Annotated in this window: 23 protein-coding genes and 1 tRNA gene; 12 read left to right on the top strand and 12 right to left on the bottom strand. The window is 46.5% G+C overall.

The genetic code is table 11. The annotated features are described in order from the left end of the window. Positions 1 to 41 precede the first annotated feature (41 nt). Entirely contained in the window at positions 42 to 779 is a 738-nt protein-coding gene (locus ACQ4M5_RS17080) for a cobalt-precorrin-6A reductase (protein ID WP_430676849.1), read from the top strand. Here ACQ4M5_RS17080 and cbiE read toward each other — a convergent pair. Then, positions 763 to 1,965, bottom strand: a complete 1,203-nt coding sequence (gene cbiE / locus ACQ4M5_RS17075) for a precorrin-6y C5,15-methyltransferase (decarboxylating) subunit CbiE (RefSeq protein WP_430676848.1) — start codon at positions 1,963 to 1,965, stop codon at positions 763 to 765. The genes ACQ4M5_RS17080 and cbiE overlap by 17 nt on opposite strands. A gap of 31 nt (positions 1,966 to 1,996) precedes the next feature. Here cbiE and ACQ4M5_RS17070 point away from each other — a divergent pair. From ACQ4M5_RS17070 to ACQ4M5_RS17055, 4 genes are all read left to right on the top strand, one after another. Then, positions 1,997 to 2,068, top strand: a tRNA-Lys gene (locus ACQ4M5_RS17070). Positions 2,069 to 2,087: 19 nt separating this feature from the next. Beyond that, positions 2,088 to 2,261 carry a DUF4160 domain-containing protein gene (locus ACQ4M5_RS17065; RefSeq protein ID WP_430676847.1) on the top strand — a complete coding sequence of 58 codons (174 nt, stop codon included), beginning with the start codon at positions 2,088 to 2,090 and terminating at the stop codon, positions 2,259 to 2,261. Positions 2,262 to 2,661: 400 nt separating this feature from the next. Next, on the top strand, positions 2,662 to 2,829 hold the full coding sequence (locus ACQ4M5_RS17060; protein ID WP_430676846.1) for a hypothetical protein: 168 nt from the start codon (positions 2,662 to 2,664) through the stop codon (positions 2,827 to 2,829). Next, entirely contained in the window at positions 2,822 to 3,187 is a 366-nt protein-coding gene (locus ACQ4M5_RS17055; RefSeq protein ID WP_430676845.1) for a DUF2442 domain-containing protein, read from the top strand. The genes ACQ4M5_RS17060 and ACQ4M5_RS17055 overlap by 8 nt, the downstream gene beginning before the upstream one ends. A gap of 70 nt (positions 3,188 to 3,257) precedes the next feature. On the opposite strand, the gene ahcY is transcribed toward ACQ4M5_RS17055, so the two are convergent. Continuing rightward, complete coding sequence (gene ahcY / locus ACQ4M5_RS17050; protein WP_430676844.1) at positions 3,258 to 4,535, bottom strand: adenosylhomocysteinase; 1,278 nt, start codon at positions 4,533 to 4,535, stop codon at positions 3,258 to 3,260. Between the two features lie 382 nt (positions 4,536 to 4,917). Between ahcY and ACQ4M5_RS17045 the strand changes: the two genes are divergently transcribed. The 4 genes from ACQ4M5_RS17045 to ACQ4M5_RS17030 all read left to right on the top strand — a co-directional run bounded on the left by ACQ4M5_RS17045 (position 4,918) and on the right by ACQ4M5_RS17030 (position 6,694). Beyond that, the gene (locus ACQ4M5_RS17045) at positions 4,918 to 5,289 is read left to right on the top strand and encodes a hypothetical protein (RefSeq protein WP_430676843.1); all 372 of its coding nucleotides are present in this window, start codon (positions 4,918 to 4,920) and stop codon (positions 5,287 to 5,289) included. A gap of 65 nt (positions 5,290 to 5,354) precedes the next feature. Next, positions 5,355 to 5,657, top strand: coding sequence for a hypothetical protein (locus ACQ4M5_RS17040; protein ID WP_430676842.1), 303 nt, complete (start codon positions 5,355 to 5,357; stop codon positions 5,655 to 5,657). Between the two features lie 90 nt (positions 5,658 to 5,747). Further along, on the top strand, positions 5,748 to 6,122 hold the full coding sequence (locus ACQ4M5_RS17035; RefSeq protein WP_430676841.1) for a hypothetical protein: 375 nt from the start codon (positions 5,748 to 5,750) through the stop codon (positions 6,120 to 6,122). A gap of 152 nt (positions 6,123 to 6,274) precedes the next feature. Next, positions 6,275 to 6,694 carry a helix-turn-helix domain-containing protein gene (locus ACQ4M5_RS17030; protein WP_430676840.1) on the top strand — a complete coding sequence of 140 codons (420 nt, stop codon included), beginning with the start codon at positions 6,275 to 6,277 and terminating at the stop codon, positions 6,692 to 6,694. Here ACQ4M5_RS17030 and ACQ4M5_RS17025 read toward each other — a convergent pair. Genes ACQ4M5_RS17025 through ACQ4M5_RS17015 form a run of 3 tightly spaced genes read right to left on the bottom strand, consistent with a single transcriptional unit; the run spans position 6,609 to position 7,668 of the window. Beyond that, positions 6,609 to 6,941, bottom strand: coding sequence for a Txe/YoeB family addiction module toxin (locus tag ACQ4M5_RS17025; RefSeq protein ID WP_430676839.1), 333 nt, complete (start codon positions 6,939 to 6,941; stop codon positions 6,609 to 6,611). The two genes, ACQ4M5_RS17030 and ACQ4M5_RS17025, sit on opposite strands and share 86 nt — an antisense overlap. Then, positions 6,913 to 7,212: a type II toxin-antitoxin system Phd/YefM family antitoxin gene (locus tag ACQ4M5_RS17020; protein ID WP_430676838.1), complete on the bottom strand. Its 300-nt coding sequence runs from the start codon at positions 7,210 to 7,212 to the stop codon at positions 6,913 to 6,915. The genes ACQ4M5_RS17025 and ACQ4M5_RS17020 overlap by 29 nt, the downstream gene beginning before the upstream one ends. Positions 7,213 to 7,263: 51 nt before the next feature. Then, positions 7,264 to 7,668 (bottom strand): hypothetical protein, encoded by a 405-nt coding sequence (locus ACQ4M5_RS17015; protein ID WP_430676837.1) that lies wholly within the window; start codon positions 7,666 to 7,668, stop codon positions 7,264 to 7,266. On the opposite strand from ACQ4M5_RS17015, the gene ACQ4M5_RS17010 reads away from it, so the two are divergent. Then, on the top strand, positions 7,655 to 8,341 hold the full coding sequence (locus ACQ4M5_RS17010) for a class I SAM-dependent methyltransferase (RefSeq protein ID WP_430676836.1): 687 nt from the start codon (positions 7,655 to 7,657) through the stop codon (positions 8,339 to 8,341). The genes ACQ4M5_RS17015 and ACQ4M5_RS17010 overlap by 14 nt on opposite strands. Here ACQ4M5_RS17010 and ACQ4M5_RS17005 read toward each other — a convergent pair. From ACQ4M5_RS17005 to ACQ4M5_RS16985, 5 genes are all read right to left on the bottom strand, one after another. Beyond that, entirely contained in the window at positions 8,330 to 8,992 is a 663-nt protein-coding gene (locus tag ACQ4M5_RS17005) for a hypothetical protein (RefSeq protein WP_430676835.1), read from the bottom strand. The genes ACQ4M5_RS17010 and ACQ4M5_RS17005 overlap by 12 nt on opposite strands. A 247-nt stretch (positions 8,993 to 9,239) precedes the next feature. Continuing rightward, positions 9,240 to 9,905, bottom strand: coding sequence for a hypothetical protein (locus ACQ4M5_RS17000; RefSeq protein WP_430676834.1), 666 nt, complete (start codon positions 9,903 to 9,905; stop codon positions 9,240 to 9,242). A gap of 253 nt (positions 9,906 to 10,158) precedes the next feature. After that, the gene (locus ACQ4M5_RS16995; protein ID WP_430676833.1) at positions 10,159 to 11,598 is read right to left on the bottom strand and encodes a M16 family metallopeptidase; all 1,440 of its coding nucleotides are present in this window, start codon (positions 11,596 to 11,598) and stop codon (positions 10,159 to 10,161) included. Between the two features lie 6 nt (positions 11,599 to 11,604). Next, positions 11,605 to 13,119 (bottom strand): M16 family metallopeptidase, encoded by a 1,515-nt coding sequence (locus ACQ4M5_RS16990; RefSeq protein ID WP_430676832.1) that lies wholly within the window; start codon positions 13,117 to 13,119, stop codon positions 11,605 to 11,607. A gap of 65 nt (positions 13,120 to 13,184) precedes the next feature. Continuing rightward, on the bottom strand, positions 13,185 to 13,478 hold the full coding sequence (locus ACQ4M5_RS16985; protein WP_430676831.1) for a hypothetical protein: 294 nt from the start codon (positions 13,476 to 13,478) through the stop codon (positions 13,185 to 13,187). A 281-nt stretch (positions 13,479 to 13,759) separates the two neighbouring features. Between ACQ4M5_RS16985 and ACQ4M5_RS16980 the strand changes: the two genes are divergently transcribed. Then, positions 13,760 to 14,284 carry a photosystem I reaction center subunit XI gene (locus ACQ4M5_RS16980; protein ID WP_430676830.1) on the top strand — a complete coding sequence of 175 codons (525 nt, stop codon included), beginning with the start codon at positions 13,760 to 13,762 and terminating at the stop codon, positions 14,282 to 14,284. Between the two features lie 105 nt (positions 14,285 to 14,389). Here ACQ4M5_RS16980 and gmk read toward each other — a convergent pair whose 3' ends face one another. Both gmk and remA read right to left on the bottom strand, forming a co-directional pair. Continuing rightward, positions 14,390 to 14,956 carry a guanylate kinase gene (gmk, locus tag ACQ4M5_RS16975; protein ID WP_068392270.1) on the bottom strand — a complete coding sequence of 189 codons (567 nt, stop codon included), beginning with the start codon at positions 14,954 to 14,956 and terminating at the stop codon, positions 14,390 to 14,392. Between the two features lie 118 nt (positions 14,957 to 15,074). Further along, positions 15,075 to 15,338, bottom strand: a complete 264-nt coding sequence (gene remA / locus ACQ4M5_RS16970) for an extracellular matrix/biofilm regulator RemA (RefSeq protein ID WP_430676829.1) — start codon at positions 15,336 to 15,338, stop codon at positions 15,075 to 15,077. A gap of 521 nt (positions 15,339 to 15,859) precedes the next feature. Here remA and ACQ4M5_RS16965 point away from each other — a divergent pair. Next, the gene (locus ACQ4M5_RS16965; protein ID WP_430676828.1) at positions 15,860 to 16,108 is read left to right on the top strand and encodes a hypothetical protein; all 249 of its coding nucleotides are present in this window, start codon (positions 15,860 to 15,862) and stop codon (positions 16,106 to 16,108) included. Positions 16,109 to 16,184: the final 76 nt, after the last annotated feature.

Here is a 16,184-nt window from a genome sequence, read left to right as displayed (position 1 = left end):
AGCGTTGATTATAATATCGATCGTGATTTGAATTGTCGATCGTGAAAAAACGCCTGCTCATTCTCGGTGGTACAACCGAAGCCACTCAGTTAGCGACACAAGCTAGAGAAATCCCAAACTTAGAAATTATCTCTTCGTTAGCTGGACGCACTCAACAACCAATCAGTCCTGCTGGAACAGTTCGGAGCGGCGGATTTGGCGGTGTAGAAGGATTGATTCACTATCTTCAAGACCAACAGATTGACTTATTGATTGATGCAACTCATCCGTTTGCGGCTCAAATTTCCTGGAATGCTGCAACTGCTGTCGATCGCGTTTCGATTCCACGTTTGTCGATCGTTCGTCCTGCTTGGAAGTCTGAATCTCATTGGATCGAAGTGGAAAGTAATGAAGCAGCGGCGGCAATTTTGCCAGATTTAGCACAGCGAATTTTTTTAACGATCGGACGGCAAGAACTATCGACCTTTGCTCATCTCACAGAACTATGGTTTCTGATGCGAATGATTGATCCGCCTGCTGATAGAACCTTGATTCCACCGGGGAAACTGTTGTTAGCGCGTGCCCCGTTTTCGGTTGAACAGGAGCGATCGTGGATGCAGGACTATGCGATTCAAGCAATTGTCAGTAAAAACAGCGGCGGAGATGCAACCGTTTCTAAACTGGTTGCAGCACGAGAATTAAACTTACCTGTCGTTATGGTACAGCGTCCATTCATGCCAGACGGAGAGACTGTCTCTGATGTTCAATCCGCATTAGATTGGATTACTCAACAGCTTTGATCACGCACCATTGTGTAATAGGAGCCATTGCTTTCCAGCTTAAAAACTTTCCTAAAGGTTCTGCACGTTGAACTGCAATTCTAGTGAGTTCTCCTCCCAGCTTGCTCTGCCACTGAAATAATTGAGCTTCTGTTTCAACAGTGACAGCATTGGCAACCAATCGACCACCAGGACGCAGCGATCGCCAACACGTTTCTACGACATCCGGTATAGTCAATCCACCCCCAATAAAGATCGTATCTGGCTGAGGCAAATCTTGAAGTGCGATCGGTGCTTTTCCAGCTACTATTTCTAAGCTCGGAACTCCTAACGTATTCGCATTCTGAGCAATTAATTTAAGTCGTTCTGTGTTCGATTCAACCGCGATCGCTCGACATCTCCGATCTGATCGCATCCATTCGATCGCAATTGATCCACATCCCGCGCCAACATCCCAAAGTAACTGTCCAGGCTGCGGAGCAAGGGTCGAAAGCGTAACGGCTCGAACTTCTCGTTTCGTCAATTGTCCGTCATGTGCATAGATAGAGTCGGGAATTCCTGAACTACGAGAAGGTAGAGAGGTAGAAGAACAAGTAATTGCGATCGTATTCAGATCTGCAATCTCTGTATCGTTCCAACTGCTTGCTATTCCTGAAATGATTCGCTCTTTTGTTCCGCCCAAATGTTCTAGAACAGTCATTGAACTATCTGCTAAACCGCGATCGCATAACATTCGAGCCACAATTGCAGGCGTTTGTCGATCGGCACTCAATACTAAAATTTTTGCATTCGGACAAAGCACTAAATTAAGCATTGCTGGATCGCGTCCACACAGGCTTAATGTTTCAACTTCAGACAGCGACCAACCCAATCGAGAACAAGCCAAACTAAACGCGGAAGGTGCAGGAACGAGCGTCATTTCGTCGATCGTAATCCGTCGAATTAATGTCACTCCAATTCCGTAACACATCGGATCGCCGCTGGCTAATACACAGACAGCTTGCCCTCGATAGCTCAACAATTTCTGTATCGAATCTTCGATCGGGGAACTCCAACGAATTCTAGGGCGCGAATCATTTGGCAACATTGCAAGATGTCGATCGCCACCAACGAGAATTTCGGCTTGATCAATTAGCGATCGACCAATCGGAGCCACGCCTTCAAGCCCATCCTCGCCAATTCCTACGATCGATAACCACTTATCCATGCAATCTTTGATATGATGTGAAAAGAATATCGGATGACTAGCTCAATGGTAGAGCATCGGACTCTTAATCCGCTGGTTCTGGGTTCGAGCCCCAGGTCATCCATCGCCACTTAGCTCAATAAATGCCAACTCTGCTGAGACAAGATGGATTCGAGATTCGCATGTACTTTGATGATCATGATCCACCTCACGTTCACGTTTTCAAAGCAGAAGGACAAGCGAAAATTGCACTAGGAAATTCAGAAGTCGTGCCAAGCTTGATTTTAGCTAATTCGGTGGGAAGCCCCACACCATAACTCTGTTTGGTGTGGGATGAAAGCCAGGGCGTTGATGAACGGATGTCCAGCTTATCTTTTGCGTGAGTTTTTGCGAGTGGCATCCGTGAAGAAACGCCAAACTCCTACAAACGCAGCGAGAAAAGCTGATAGAGTACGAATGGTCGTTGACCCGCCCGACTGCTCGAACAGACAGGCTACAGTAGCAGTTATATGCTTGCCACAGAAAGACCAGAGATCGGGGAAGGAACAAGTCTAGCTGGTAGCCCATTGGCGTAAATCCATGATTTGTTGTGCGAGTAAACCTTAAACTCCTTGGGGCGCAGGGAGTCTGCCCGGATCGTACTTCGGTGCGATAGGAGTCAGGACAAGATGGCTTGTCAAACCTCCGGACGCTGCGTAAGACCGACACCATTCTCGGATGGTAGAGGCAGCGGCGGATGAAACGGGAAGCCCAGACTGTACGCGAAGCGTCAGTGTGGGTACGTCACTTCAGGGAATGAGTGCAAAGGATGCCAAAAAAGCGATCGAACTCGTCACGGAAAATCAGATCGAACTTTTAGAGAAGTGGGAGGAATTTCATGGCTAATTCACCATCTAATGATCAAGAATTTTTCCAAGCCTTTGAGCAGGCTCAAGCAGCCGCAACCCATGCCAATATTACAGAACCGAGAGCGATCGCAGCTTACTATGACGCAGAAGCAAGGTTAGTTGTGGTGAAATTGCGGAGCGGCGCAAGTTTTAGCTTTCCTCCAGAGATTGCTCAAGGGTTACATGGTGCAAGTGCTGAAGATCTTACCCAAGTTGAGATTACACCGATGGGAGATGGACTGCACTGGGAAACTTTGGATGCAGATTTCAGCGTATCGGGCTTATTGGCTGGTGTGTTTGGCACAAAACGTTGGATGGCAACACTACAGCAACAGTGGGCACAGCAAGCATCTTGAATCGGCATAAGTAAAGGGTAGGCAGCTTTAGACCACCTACCCCACTTGTAGATCAGACGGTGTGAACCAATCAGGTTCCAGAAGTCCAGGAGTTGATATACGCAGTTTGATCAGAAGTCAGGCTATCGATCGAGAAACCCATCGCTTGCAGTTTCAAACGCGCAATTTCTTGATCCAACTCGGTTGGAACCGGATAAACACCAGGCTCTAACTGTCCTTTGTTCTTGACCAGATATTCTGCTGCCAACGCTTGGTTTGCAAAGCTCATATCCATCACCGCGCTCGGATGTCCTTCTGCGGCTGCCAAGTTCACCAAACGACCTTCGCCCAAGACAACCACGGATTTACCGGATTTGAGGCTGTATTCTTCGGTGAAGTTGCGAACGGTCTTCACATCAGAAGAACGCTCTTTCAGCGCTTCGAGGTCGATTTCGATATCAAAGTGACCAGAGTTACACACGATCGCGCCATCTTTCATCGCGTCGAAGTGTTCACCGCGAATCACATGCTTGTTACCTGTGACAGTGATGAAGATATCACCTTTCGATGCTGCTTCAGACATCGGCATCACTTGGAAACCATCCATCACAGCCTCGATCGCTGCAACTGGGCTGATTTCGGTAACGATCACATTTGCACCTAAACCACGGGCGCGATTCGCAGTACCTTTACCGCACCAGCCGTATCCTGCAACGACGATCGTTTTACCTGCCAACAGAATGTTCGTTGCGCGGATAATACCGTCGAGAGTCGATTGTCCGGTTCCGTAACGGTTATCGAAGAAGTGCTTCGTTTCAGCGTCGTTGACGTTCACTGCCGGGAAGGTCAGCGCACCATCTTTGAGCATCGCTTGTAAGCGGACGACTCCGGTGGTGGTTTCCTCGGTGGTTCCGATCAAGTCTTCGAGTTGGTGTTTGCGTTGTTGCACTAAGGTAGCAACGACATCACAACCATCATCGATGATGATATTCGGACGGTGATCCAACGCGATTTGTACGTGCTTGTGATAGGTATCGTTGTCTTCGCCTTTGATTGCGAAAACAGGGATTTCGTAGTCTGCAACTAAGCTTGCAGCTACATCGTCTTGGGTAGACAGCGGGTTAGAAGCGATCAGGATTGCATCGGCTCCACCAGCTTTGAGGGCGATCGCGAGATTTGCAGTCTCGGTCGTGACGTGGCAGCACGCGACGAGTCGAATGCCTTCAAACGGTTTTTCTTGAGCGAAACGATCGCGGATTTGCTTCAACACTGGCATTTCCCGCCCAGCCCACTCAATCCGCTGTTTACCAGCAGGTGCGAGGGCAAGGTCTTTGACTTCATATTTCAAACGGACGGGCGTTGCAGTCATGTAATTGTTCCTTACATAGAGACATCAATGGAGTTTATGAAAACCCCTTAACACGGTAACTTGCATTGCTCGATTCGATCCAGCGATCGAATGATTTTTCTCGCAGGTCGAATCGCACAAGTTCCCCCTCAATTTCATACGAGTACCGAGTGAAGTCAAGGCTGGGTGTAAAGCTTGTTACTGGCTTTACGAGAGTTTTCTGGACTCTCTACAGAAGCTTAACGTTTCTTTATAGAGAATGGTCAATCTCAGGCAAATCAGATAATATAGTACAAGTATACCAATTAATTGAAGACCGTCCCCAAATGGTTCGTTTTTAGTACGGCGATCGCGCTTTTATCTATCCCAAGTTGTAGTTGGTCTTCACTACAATAGAGAAGTAATGAATCCTCCCCTTTCCATGATGAATTTCGTTCCAGTTGGTCGGTTTTTCTCGATGGGCGATGGACGGGTTGGGCAGTATCTTTCGACTAGAGTTTTAAGTGTGAGGACTCCATTTCGGCGATATTCTCGATCGAATGATGTCTGTTATCTCGGCTTTGACAAGTTGAGCCAAGCTCAGAAATTCGCTCAATCGCTTGCAAGTTCAGGGTTACGGTTTACGGTTCAGAAGAGTCAGGTCTTGACTCAGTTTCCGTATGAGATCAAGTTGTACGGCGACACTGAGACGGCGAAGCGACTGGCGTATTGGGATCGTAAAGATCACGATCGTTCCGCAAAATCACCCGCGCAAAGATCTGTAATTGCGGCGTAGAGATCCACTTGAAATCGTAGCCGTTCTGCACTACAATTAGTACATGTGATTCAGGTTCTTGTTCCATGACGAAGCATTACATTCTTCAGCTTGATCCGAGTGCCAAGTATGAGTGGGATCGGTGTTCGCTTCGTGATCCGATTACTGCCGATCGACCAGAGTTTGCTGGCTTGATCGCGCAGGCAGTTGGAGAGCAGCCCGGTTCGTATCTCGTGTCCGTCAAGATTGAAGTGCAAGTTCTAGAGCAAGCTGCGCCACAGTCTCAAAGAGACTTGCAACTTGAGTCTCAAAGAGAGCTTCCCCCGATTTCCGAGTTGTCGTCCGAGCTTGCGACCCGCGTTCCGGTCTTGCAGGGTCGCGTCGCTTAAGGCTTGAAAGGTTTGTTGTTGTTCGTAGTCGGTTGTTCAGTTTTTGACCCGATGGCTACTGACCACTTATTATTTTCAGGAATGTCAGTCATGAAACTTCGTTTAGATCAATATCCCACCGCGATCGCTCAAGCGTCTCAGCACGTGAATGAATTGGAGCAGAAGATCGCTGAGGTTCGCTATCATATCGCTCGATTGGAAGGCAATGCCGATATGGTAGTCGCGTTTGAAACCGCATTGAAGAATGATAACCAGCGCAAGGCACGTCGCTTTGAGGTGCTGCAAGTGAATACCGAATATCAAAGAGCGATCGATGCTCTGAATCGTGCTACGACCGAAAAGGCGAATGCGTTTGCTCATCTAGAGCGATTGCGGAATGAGTTCAGCGTCGCCAAGTTGGAAACACGGTTATCGATCGCGCAGCATTTGAGCGGGTTAGAGTCGCGTGAATTGGTTGGCTTGTAATTCTCTCGCGTTCAGTCCCGGTTGATGTGTAGCAGTAGAGCGCCTACGGGTTCTACTGCTTTCCTATGAAAAAAAAGACCTCCACCACTCGCGGCAAGGTCGTTCAGTTGATTCAAGTTCTCAGGTCATAGATTAATCGAAAGGTGGATCGAATGCAAGAAAGAGTGGTGGTTGTGATTCGAGAGTTGATGAAACTACAAGGAGTCAGTATCCGTCAGATCTCGGCAAAAATCGCTGAGGAGCATGGTGGAAGCGCATTAGGGTACACGCAGCAGATTAATCGAATTCTCAATGATCCGAAATATGAACCGAGTTTCGCAACCGTTGAGAAGGTTTTGTCCGCGTTGAAATTTTCGATGTGGCAATTGCCCTCGAACTTGAAAACGATCGAAGCTCGACTCGATCACCTGAGCGATGAAATTTCCGAAATCAAAGAGACGATCGCGCAGATTAGTTTAGCGATCGAGACGCTTCACAGTAATCAAATTAGCGATCGTCATAATGATATCGAGCCTGCAAGAATTCAATACGATCGATTGCAACAAGATAAACAACTCGATCCTTCTCTGTAAGCCTGCGTGACCAAACATTTCCGTTTTGATATTTCAATCGCTCAGGCTTCCCGGTTCCTTCAAACGGGGTTCTTCCGACTTCTTCAACCAGTGCAAGAAGCCGAAGTGCGATTTTGCGATTTGTTTCGACCCAAAACGTTAAATCCTCTAGAAATCGCACATCAAAAACGAGCGATCGTTGAGCCGCGTTTGATTGTTCAGAGTTGTCAGGTTGCTCATCAGGCTGAAAGTTTTTCTTCTTCGACAAGTCCAAACTCCTGACGTAATTCATCTACGGTGCGAGGTTGATTGTTGCCCAATTTTGCTCGTTCTAGAGCATCCAGTAGACGAGTTGCATTGCTATGAGAACTAAACAGATAAACGGTTTCGATCAAGCTTTCTAGCTCAGAAGTTGAAATAATCGAAACGCTTTCAGCCCCTTCGCGAGTAATTTCGATGGGTTCTTGAGTCGCGATCGCTTCTTCGCACAGTTGTGCAAAATTCTCACTAGCTTCGCGATAGGAAATCTGTTTTGCCATTATTTCAACTCCGTTGCGATGCTTCATTGTAGTGTAGGAAACCGTCGCCTTCTAGTCGATCGCTTTCAATTTCCACGCTTCTCCCTCCTGCTCTGCTAACTTCCAAATCTGCTTTTTGTCCACGGTCTGACGTTGAAGATACAGATCGAAAGTATTGTCCGAAAGCTTGTCTTGTCGCTTAGGTAGCTTCAGCGTGAAATCATACTCGCCTTTGACACGGTAGCCTTCGAGACCTTCGATTTTGAGCGGGGATTGATCGGTGACTTTGACGCGATCGACATTTATTTTCGGAGCCGCAGAAAGTTTAAGCTGCTGACTGATTTCTTGCTGAGTTTGATTGACTGAAATCGCGATCGCTTTTTTCAATACATTTCCTGGAACTGAATATCGCCCACCACACGCCACTAAACCTACGGTTAGAACAATCGATAAGATAATCTGTATGAGTCGTTTCACGGTCGTAGCTCCTATGTATAAGCAAGCATTTGGTGTCGATGAGTCTCTCTATCGATATATTCTCTCAAACTCGCAGCCAGAATCAGACATTCTCGCTCAACTTCGTGAAGAAACGGCACAGATGCCACAAGCTCGAATGCAAATCTCGCCGGATCAAGGTCAGTTTATGGCGATGTTAGTGCGATTGATGCAGGCAAAGAAAGCCCTAGAAGTGGGAGTTTTTACCGGATATAGTTCGCTTTCGGTGGCGATGGCATTACCGCCTGATGGAACGCTGATTGCGTGTGATGTGAGTGAAGAATATACGTCGATCGCACGTCGATATTGGGAATTAGCAGGCGTTACGGACAAGATCGATTTACGAATTGCACCTGCGATCGACACACTTGACGAACTGCTAAAAGATCAAGCTGGAACTTTCGATTTTGCATTTATTGATGCAGACAAAGGCAACTATGCAAATTACTACGATCGAGCCATTCAATTGGTGCGATCCGGTGGATTAATTGCAATTGATAATGTTCTCTGGGGAGGTCGAGTTGCTGATGAAACCGATCAAGATAAGATCACCAATACGATTCGTGCATTTAATACCAAAGTGGCGCAAGACGATCGCATTATTGTCAATCTTTTACCGATCGCAGATGGACTAACTTTAGCTTTAAAGCGATGAGGCAGAGTGTTCTCCTCGTTTTAACAGCGAAACCCCATACCAACACAGCGCACTCATAAACAGCATTTCGCCGCCATCTTCAAGAATATTAAACACATTCGGGAATTTAGGACTGATAGTATCGATGATCACATGAATCGCATCCAACACAATTCCACAGAATATCAATCCAGCAAGTAAGACTAAAACTCGCTGACAAACATGGCGAAACGTCTTGCTGCCAAGCCAATATGAAACACCAATGAGGACAGCAAAGAAACTTCCAGCGATCGCATTGACGAGCAGTTCGCCATAATCTTGCGATCGCAGATTGAGCATTGATGGAAACCCGAAGTATATGGCAATTTCATCTCCCCATCGCTCGTGAAGAAAAAACAAGTCATCAATAAATAGATAGCAAAATAGCAATGAGAGCGACCAATATGACCGATCAGAACGAATTTTTGTCAGCGCAGCAAAACTGAAGATTAACCAAAGTTCTTTAATGTACTGAAATGTTTCTCCGAAGCTCCGATCTGCGTCGATCGCCCAGTAGAGACTGGTAGTAGCAGGATAAATCCTAGCAGCAATATGAAGTCCAACTATCACAAAATCTGTAAGCAATAACAATACGAGAACTTCAAATGAACTTTGTTTGCTTAACTTAATCACGTTGTTTAGACTCCTCACAACTCAGTCGTTGTGTATTGCTTTCGCTCGATCGCCACACAGTTACACGCATAGCTGTTCAAGCGATTTACACTTTAACCTGCTCTTAGGCTGCACTTAACCTATAAGGGAGAGAGAAAGTTTTGGAACTATCTGTGGGTTGATTGCCTTCCTGTGCAGATTGAAAACGCCCACGAATCGGCATTGATGCAGGAGATTGATAAACTAACCTTGGGATTGAAACAGTAGTTCAAACCGAAATCGATTGTTCGCTTCGCTGTAGCAATGCAATCCCGTACCAGCACATCAAACTCATAAATAACATTTCACCCCCATCTTCAAGCAGGGCAAGCGGATCAAGTCCTCCAGTCGTGCCCGTTCCCGCAACGATGTGAATTGCATCTATGACAATTCCACAAAACGCTAATCCCGCGATTAAGACTAGGATGCGATGACAGACATGGCGGAAAGTTCTGTCTCCGAACCAGTATGAAACACCGATAATTCCTGAAAAGCCAATTGCCGCGATTAGGCTCACCACAATTTCACCGAGGTCTTCTGGTCGTAGCCCAATCAGAGAGGGCAAGCTGTATCGGTTCGCAATGATAACGCCCACTCGCTCGTGAACAAACAATAAATCATCAATAAAGAAGTAGAGAAACAGCAGCGCTAACGACAAATAAGCCCAACTCGATCGAAATCTCGCCAAGGCGACAAAGCTAAATACGAGCCAAAGCTCTTTAATGTACTGAAATGTTTCTCCAAAGCCGCGATCTTCTGCCACTGACCAATAAGGGGTCGATGCGGCGGGAGTGCTATAAGCAACAATGTGAATCCCAAATATTACTAAATCGGTAAGTAGTAATAATACAAGAAATTCTAATGAACCCCTCTTCTTCAAATTCATTACACTCATTGGATGTCCCCCAGTTGAGTGGCTACCTCTCAGTTTGACTAAGCTGTCGCCGAATTGTATCGAATATCACCTCTACAAATTGCTGTAATTTAACCTGGTTTTATTCTTGTCTTAACTTAATTCGATAGAAATAATTTTGGATCTGTCTTTAGATAGAGAGAAAATTATTCAGTTAAGCTAGGCGGCATAAAAAAATCCTCTTACTTTGTCTAGTTAGGCAAAGTGAGAGGACGATCGAGAAATAATTTAAGTTCTATTGAGGTTGGGGAATCGTGATATCAACAGCAGCTACAGGTTGCCCTAAAGTTGATAGTGCAGGTTGAATCTCTTTCTCATTTCCTACCACTAACGTAACCAGTTGTTCAGGCTGAAGATACTTTTGGGCGACTCGTTGAACATCTGCGATCGAGGTTGCTTCTACCGCTTTGCGATATTGGAAAATGAAGTCTCTGGGATATCCGTAATATTCATACCGCAACAATCGCGACAAGGTTTGACTCGGATCTTGGAAGTTGAAGATAAACGAATTCAAAACAGTGTCTTTTGCGAATGCTAGTTCATCAGATGAGATTGGCTCTTTACGAATCCGATCAACTTCCTTAAACACCGATCGAATAAATGGAACAGTTGCTTCCGATCGCGTTTCTCCACTAGCAATAAAGACACCTGGATGATCAAACTGAGCGCTCCAACTGGCTCCAACGGAATACGCTAATCCTTGACGCGATCGAATTTCGTTAAACAATCGCCGTCCAAATCCACTCAACACATCTTCCATCACGGTTAATGCTGGATAGTCAGGGCTGTTTAACTGTCCGCCTAAATGTCCGAGCCGAATATAGCTTTGATTCAGTTGCGGTTGATTGACAAAGAAAATTCCGCCTTGTTTCGCTTGGGAAACGGCTGGAAGTTGCTTTGGTGTGCCTTGACCCGAAGGATTCCATGAGCCGAACTTGGCTTCAATCATCGATCGCATTTGTTTTGGTTCAAAATCGCCAACGATTCCAAGCAGCATTTGATCGGGACGGAACGATCGTTGATAGAACTGAATCAAATCATCACGAGAAATGTTTGCAAGCGTTGAAAATTCAGTCGTTCGAGCATACGGGCTTTCATTGCCGTAGATTAACTTCTGAAATTCTCGGCTGGCAATTCCATTCGGATCATCATTTCTTCGAGCAATTCCACCTTGAGATTGAACTTTCGCGATCGCTAATTTATCTGGAGCAAACGCAGGCTGTTGAATCACTTCTGCAAACAGATCAAACACTTCCGGTAAATCTTCAGTCAACGTATTGAATCCAGCACTTCCAGCAGTCGTTGAAATTCCCGTTTCCACCACGGCTGCCCGTTGTTCAAGCAGTTGATTTAATTGATCCGCAGTCCGCTTCTGAGTTCCACCTGCACGAATCAGTGTTCCAGTTAGTTCTCCGAGTCCGGTTTGCTGAGTCGCTTCAAATCGATCGCCCGTTCTAACGATCGCAGTTCCGCTGACTAATGGCAGTTCGTGATCTTCCATCAGATAAACGATCATGCCGTTCTGTAACTGAAATCGCGTATAGTCTGGAACTCTGACTTCTGGTGGCGCTGAGAATTTTAGCTCTGTATAGTGTTTGGGCGTATCTGCAACGGCGGGATGCACAGAGAGCAACACAAACAGCAAGGCTGAAATAAATAGAGAAATAGCTTTCATTCGTGCTTATCCTTGAGGCAAAATGCGTCCGATCGTGCGATTTTGATCTGTAAACGTGGCTCTGGCGACTCGTTGAATATCCGCAGGCGTGATTTTCGCGATCGCATCAATTTGCTGGAACAAGTTTCGCCAGCTTCCCGTTTTGATTTCGTACTCTAAAAGCGACTGAGCCATTCCCATATTGGAATCGAGCGATCGTAATAATCCGGCTCTCGCTTGAGTTTTCACGCGATCGAGTTCTTCTGCCGAAACAGGCTGCGTTTTTAATCGATCGATTTCCGCTCTCAGAGCAGGCGCAACTTCTTCCAGCGATCGACCGGGAGCCGTCAATGCATAGAACAGCATCAAATTCGGAAACTTATCGCCTGGAAATCCATTGATGCCTTGAGCCGCTAATGCGAGTTTCTTCTCTTCGACCAGCGATCGATACAATCTAGAAGTTCGACCATCACTGAGAATGGAAGCGATCGCTTCATACACGGCATTATCTGGATGGTTCAACGCGGGACGATGATAACCTTCCAAATACCAGGGCTGAGATTGCAGTTTTAAGGAAACTTCTCGCTCCTTGGTTTGAGCAGGTTCAACCGCGACCACATCAGGCGGAGCAGGTTTCGCTTTGTAACGACCGAAATAGATTTGAGCAAGGCGTTTCACCTCAGTCGGATTGACATCGCCCACAATTGCGATCGTCAAATTATTCGGAACGTAATGCGTCTCAAAAAATTCCTGAACATCTTGCCGTGTCAGATTTATCAAATCCTTGTTATATCCAATCACCGGACGGCGATAAGGATGAACTTGAAACGCAGCACCCACAAACGACTCGATCAATTGCCCGATCGGGGAGTTCTCTGTTCTCAAGCGTCGCTCTTCTAAAATCACAGCTTTCTCTTGGAAAAACTCTCGAAACACCGGATCTAGAAAACGCTCAGATTCAAGCGACATCCAGAGTTCCAACTTATTCGATGGAAAACTGTAGAAATAACGAGTTGCATCACTCGACGTATTCGCGTTCAGTCCAACTCCGCCCGCTTGCTCTACGATTCGACCGAGTTCGTTTTGCCGTCCTAATTTCGTCGCTTCGGCTTGAATTCGATCGAACTCTTTCTGCAATGCGCTGACATCTTTTTTCTGTGCTTGACCTGACTTAATCTGCGCGGCAAGTTGATCCAATTGATCTAACAGCGGCTTTTCTGCCTGAAAATTTGAAGTTCCAATCCGAGTCGTGCCCTTAAACGCCAAATGCTCTAGAAAGTGAGCAACTCCGGTTTTTCCTTCCGGTTCATCTGCGCCACCAACATCCGCATAGGTTAGAAACGAGACTACAGGCGCTTGATGCCGCTCTAACACGATAAACTTCATGCCGTTCTCTAACTTAAACTCGGTGACATTTTGGATCACCCGATCGAGATACGGCTGAATCGATTGAGCAGGCAACGTCCGCGCAAATCCGATTCCAGGAACACTACTCCAACAAAGGAGAAAAACTAATACAAAACTTGCAATTGTCCGACTCATTCTCACCATAGTCACGAACCCTTTAAGGCACGTTTTCTAGGATAAAGAGTTTTGTCAGGATTGACTTATTTAGAGATCTTAAGTGAAGTTGTCACGGTGAAAATGTAAGTATCGAAGAGTGCGCCAACTACAGCACACGCGCCACCGATGACGATCGCGCCTTCCAAGGCATTCCCGCTGCCAAAGGTTTGAAGAAACGACAGCATTTGAGTCGAGCAAGCTTGTCCAAAGGTCATCAATCCAGGGACGAAACCTAAAAGTACAAGAAGCGCGATCGTGGCTCCAATCAATGAGATCGGCACTAAGAAACTCAATAGACTGGCTAGGAATAGCGATCGAAAATAATTCAGGGTGAGCATAATTCACCTACGTAAAACGAACTGACTACAGGTTGGAACTTCCTCCAAGGATACGGGGGATTTCCAGGTTTAGGGCGAGATGTTGCGAAATCTTAAATCTTTATAAAGAAACTTGGTTAAGCATTCTCGCAATAATGCCATCAGTAAACCCCAAGAAGTTGTGCTTGACTTTACGACTTCACAAAGCTCTACATTCCCAAGGTTGTGCCTTCAGAGTGATGAAGTCGAAAAACTTACCCTCGTAAAATCGCTCCAGCACTTTGTAAAAAGGACTATTTTCTATGCAAATTCTTAGACATCCTGAAGCGACGAATCGCGCTGACGATCCCCGCAACAAAGAGGTGATTTTCCCCGCCTACGATATTCAAAATGGCAACCTCGCCACTCCAATTAATTCCTCTCCGCTCGTCCGCTCTTATATCAACGCCCTGCCCGCCTACCGCGAAGGACTTTCCCCGCTGCGTCGTGGGCTAGAAGTCGGCTTGGCACACGGTTACTGGATTATTGGACCTTTTGCGAAACTGGGTCCCCTGCGCGATACCGATTTAGCAAACTTGGCAGGCTTGCTTTCCGCGATCGGACTGATCATCATTTCTACGCTGTCCATTTCGCTCTATGGCGCAAGCAATCCTCCCAATCCGATGACGACGATTACCACTCCCAATCCGCCTGAAGAACTCAAAAGCGGACGCGGCTGGAACGAATATGCGGCTGGCTTCTTGGTTGGTGGGGTTGGCGGTGCGGCATTTGCCTATTTCCTTCTCACAAACTTAGCGCTGTTCAAGAACTTCGCCAGCGGTTTGTAAGACTCTGTTGATCGATCGAAACGAGTGGGTATCTTAAGGATCGCCCACTCGTTTGGCTGTGTAGTGAAATTGACTGCACTGGGCGGAATCAAGCCCTACGATAAATTAGCAAACCGCAGCAGGTTCATATAACGCCTGTTCGATTTCCCCCAACGCCCGTTCTAAATCATCATTGACCACCTGAATGTCAAACTCTCCGGCAGCATCCACTTCCTCCCAGGCTCGTTTCAGCCGTCGTTCGATCGCGGTTTCCGAGTCTTGTCCGCGTCCTCGAATTCTGGCTTCGAGTTCCACCATTGAAGGGGGCGCGATAAAGATTTGGAGAGCGCTAGGGAACGATTTGCGAATTTGGCGTGCGCCATCAAGTTCAATTTCGAGAATCACCCATTTGCCTTCGCGAGTTTTTTCTTCGACGGTGCGCCTGGGTGTTCCGTAGCAGTTTCCAGCAAATTCTGCCCATTCGAGAAATTCTCCTTGAGCAACCATTCGTTCAAATTGGGGTCGGGTGACAAAGTAATAATTTTTGCCATCGACTTCTCCGGGGCGGGGGGATCGGGTTGTGACCGAAACCGAGAGATAGAGATCCTCGTGACGCTGGATCAGCGATCGAAGCAAGGTTCCTTTTCCGACACCGCTTGGTCCTGTTAAAACAATGAGTCTGCCCTTGCTCATAGCTGCCTATTTTGGTGTGTGCGCTAGTGTTCCCAGTTTTCTGATTCTGTGAGTATAGCTTGCAACTCGACTGAATTAGTTAACGAAAGGGTGAAGGATTAAGAGGTTTTCTCAAATTCTAGTCTCCAGTTCCATCTTTGGTGAATAAAAATCGGTTTGCAACTGTCTCCGGTTGAATAGCGGAAAGCACGATATGACCGGAATCCATGACGATTACGGCACGAGTTCGCCGCCCGTAGGTGGCATCGATTAGCTTGTCGCTTTCACGGGCATCGCTGACGATTCGTTTAATTGGGGCAGAATCGGGAGAAACGATCGCGATAATCCGATGCGCTGAGACGATGTTGCCAAATCCAATATTGATCAGTTTGATCTCGGTCATATTAAAGTGATTTTCTGAATTTTTTGTACCACTCGTAGATTTTGACCTACGATACAGTGAATCTGTATCTGGACGAAGTTTGGATAGTCAACGACCCAGCACTGAAGTGACTGGGCTTCAGCCTAGAAACTTGAGTTTCAGTTGACCAGCCTCAGCCTTCACTGGCTACGTTTTTTGAGTCATGGCACCCTGGAATGCGACGCTAGTTCCCTGCTCTGCCGTTTGTGGTTAAACATCTTTATCTGGGTTAAGGACGTGCTACAAGCCGAACAAGCTCTTAAAACATTGGCGAAGCGAACATCACCCCGTAAGGGAGTTTCGTCGCGTCGGCGTACAGAACGAACGATTTGAGGCGGTAACTGTCCCGTTGAAAGTGCAATACAACAGCACCCCGAATCCAGTAGTTCCAAGGCGGTCGCGACACCCAAAAATACTGACGGATGTAGGCGGTTAAAACCGCTCGTTCATTTTTCCTCTCAGCACTAAAGTGACTGAGTTTCCAAACCTATCGGGTATTTTTTATGAATGCTTTAGTGAATGTTGATACAACGATCGACGTGAATGAGAATGACTACGCGACTTATCTTGATCCGACTCTGATTCAATCAGCGCGGTTGATCTATGAAACGTATTTTGCGGTTCATCCGGATATCGATCGACCTTTAGGCGTAGCGATTAATCGAATTACGCATCGGGGCAAAATTATTTTTACAGGCAAACCGATTCTATTGCCGCAAGAGTGTTTTATTCCGTTTGAATTGATTGAGTGAAAATACCAGAATTGCAGAAACAAGGGCACGAATTTGGCTCGATCGAGTTAAATGAAAACTGCCCTCATGTCTGAAG

It is taken from the genome of Leptolyngbya sp. AN10 (genome assembly GCF_050565645.1).
GTDB lineage: Bacteria > Cyanobacteriota > Cyanobacteriia > Leptolyngbyales > Leptolyngbyaceae > Leptolyngbya.
Note: the sequence above shows the minus strand (reverse complement) of the source record. Positions and strands in the feature narration are given on the sequence as shown.

Excerpts from the sequence above, each read along its gene's own strand:
- cbiE (WP_430676848.1), bottom strand. The coding sequence starts at position 1,965 with ATGGATAAGTGGTTATCGATCGTAGGAATTGGCGAGGATGGGCTTGAA.
- ACQ4M5_RS17065 (WP_430676847.1), top strand. The coding sequence starts at position 2,088 with ATGCCAACTCTGCTGAGACAAGATGGATTCGAGATTCGCATGTACTTT.
- ACQ4M5_RS17060 (WP_430676846.1), top strand. The coding sequence starts at position 2,662 with ATGGTAGAGGCAGCGGCGGATGAAACGGGAAGCCCAGACTGTACGCGA.
- ACQ4M5_RS17055 (WP_430676845.1), top strand. The coding sequence starts at position 2,822 with ATGGCTAATTCACCATCTAATGATCAAGAATTTTTCCAAGCCTTTGAG.
- ahcY (WP_430676844.1), bottom strand. The coding sequence starts at position 4,535 with ATGACTGCAACGCCCGTCCGTTTGAAATATGAAGTCAAAGACCTTGCC.
- ACQ4M5_RS17045 (WP_430676843.1), top strand. The coding sequence starts at position 4,918 with ATGAATCCTCCCCTTTCCATGATGAATTTCGTTCCAGTTGGTCGGTTT.
- ACQ4M5_RS17040 (WP_430676842.1), top strand. The coding sequence starts at position 5,355 with ATGACGAAGCATTACATTCTTCAGCTTGATCCGAGTGCCAAGTATGAG.
- ACQ4M5_RS17035 (WP_430676841.1), top strand. The coding sequence starts at position 5,748 with ATGAAACTTCGTTTAGATCAATATCCCACCGCGATCGCTCAAGCGTCT.
- ACQ4M5_RS17030 (WP_430676840.1), top strand. The coding sequence starts at position 6,275 with ATGCAAGAAAGAGTGGTGGTTGTGATTCGAGAGTTGATGAAACTACAA.
- ACQ4M5_RS17020 (WP_430676838.1), bottom strand. The coding sequence starts at position 7,212 with ATGGCAAAACAGATTTCCTATCGCGAAGCTAGTGAGAATTTTGCACAA.
- ACQ4M5_RS17010 (WP_430676836.1), top strand. The coding sequence starts at position 7,655 with ATGAGTCGTTTCACGGTCGTAGCTCCTATGTATAAGCAAGCATTTGGT.
- ACQ4M5_RS17000 (WP_430676834.1), bottom strand. The coding sequence starts at position 9,905 with ATGAGTGTAATGAATTTGAAGAAGAGGGGTTCATTAGAATTTCTTGTA.
- ACQ4M5_RS16995 (WP_430676833.1), bottom strand. The coding sequence starts at position 11,598 with ATGAAAGCTATTTCTCTATTTATTTCAGCCTTGCTGTTTGTGTTGCTC.
- ACQ4M5_RS16990 (WP_430676832.1), bottom strand. The coding sequence starts at position 13,119 with ATGAGTCGGACAATTGCAAGTTTTGTATTAGTTTTTCTCCTTTGTTGG.
- ACQ4M5_RS16985 (WP_430676831.1), bottom strand. The coding sequence starts at position 13,478 with ATGCTCACCCTGAATTATTTTCGATCGCTATTCCTAGCCAGTCTATTG.
- ACQ4M5_RS16980 (WP_430676830.1), top strand. The coding sequence starts at position 13,760 with ATGCAAATTCTTAGACATCCTGAAGCGACGAATCGCGCTGACGATCCC.
- gmk (WP_068392270.1), bottom strand. The coding sequence starts at position 14,956 with ATGAGCAAGGGCAGACTCATTGTTTTAACAGGACCAAGCGGTGTCGGA.
- remA (WP_430676829.1), bottom strand. The coding sequence starts at position 15,338 with ATGACCGAGATCAAACTGATCAATATTGGATTTGGCAACATCGTCTCA.
- ACQ4M5_RS16965 (WP_430676828.1), top strand. The coding sequence starts at position 15,860 with ATGAATGCTTTAGTGAATGTTGATACAACGATCGACGTGAATGAGAAT.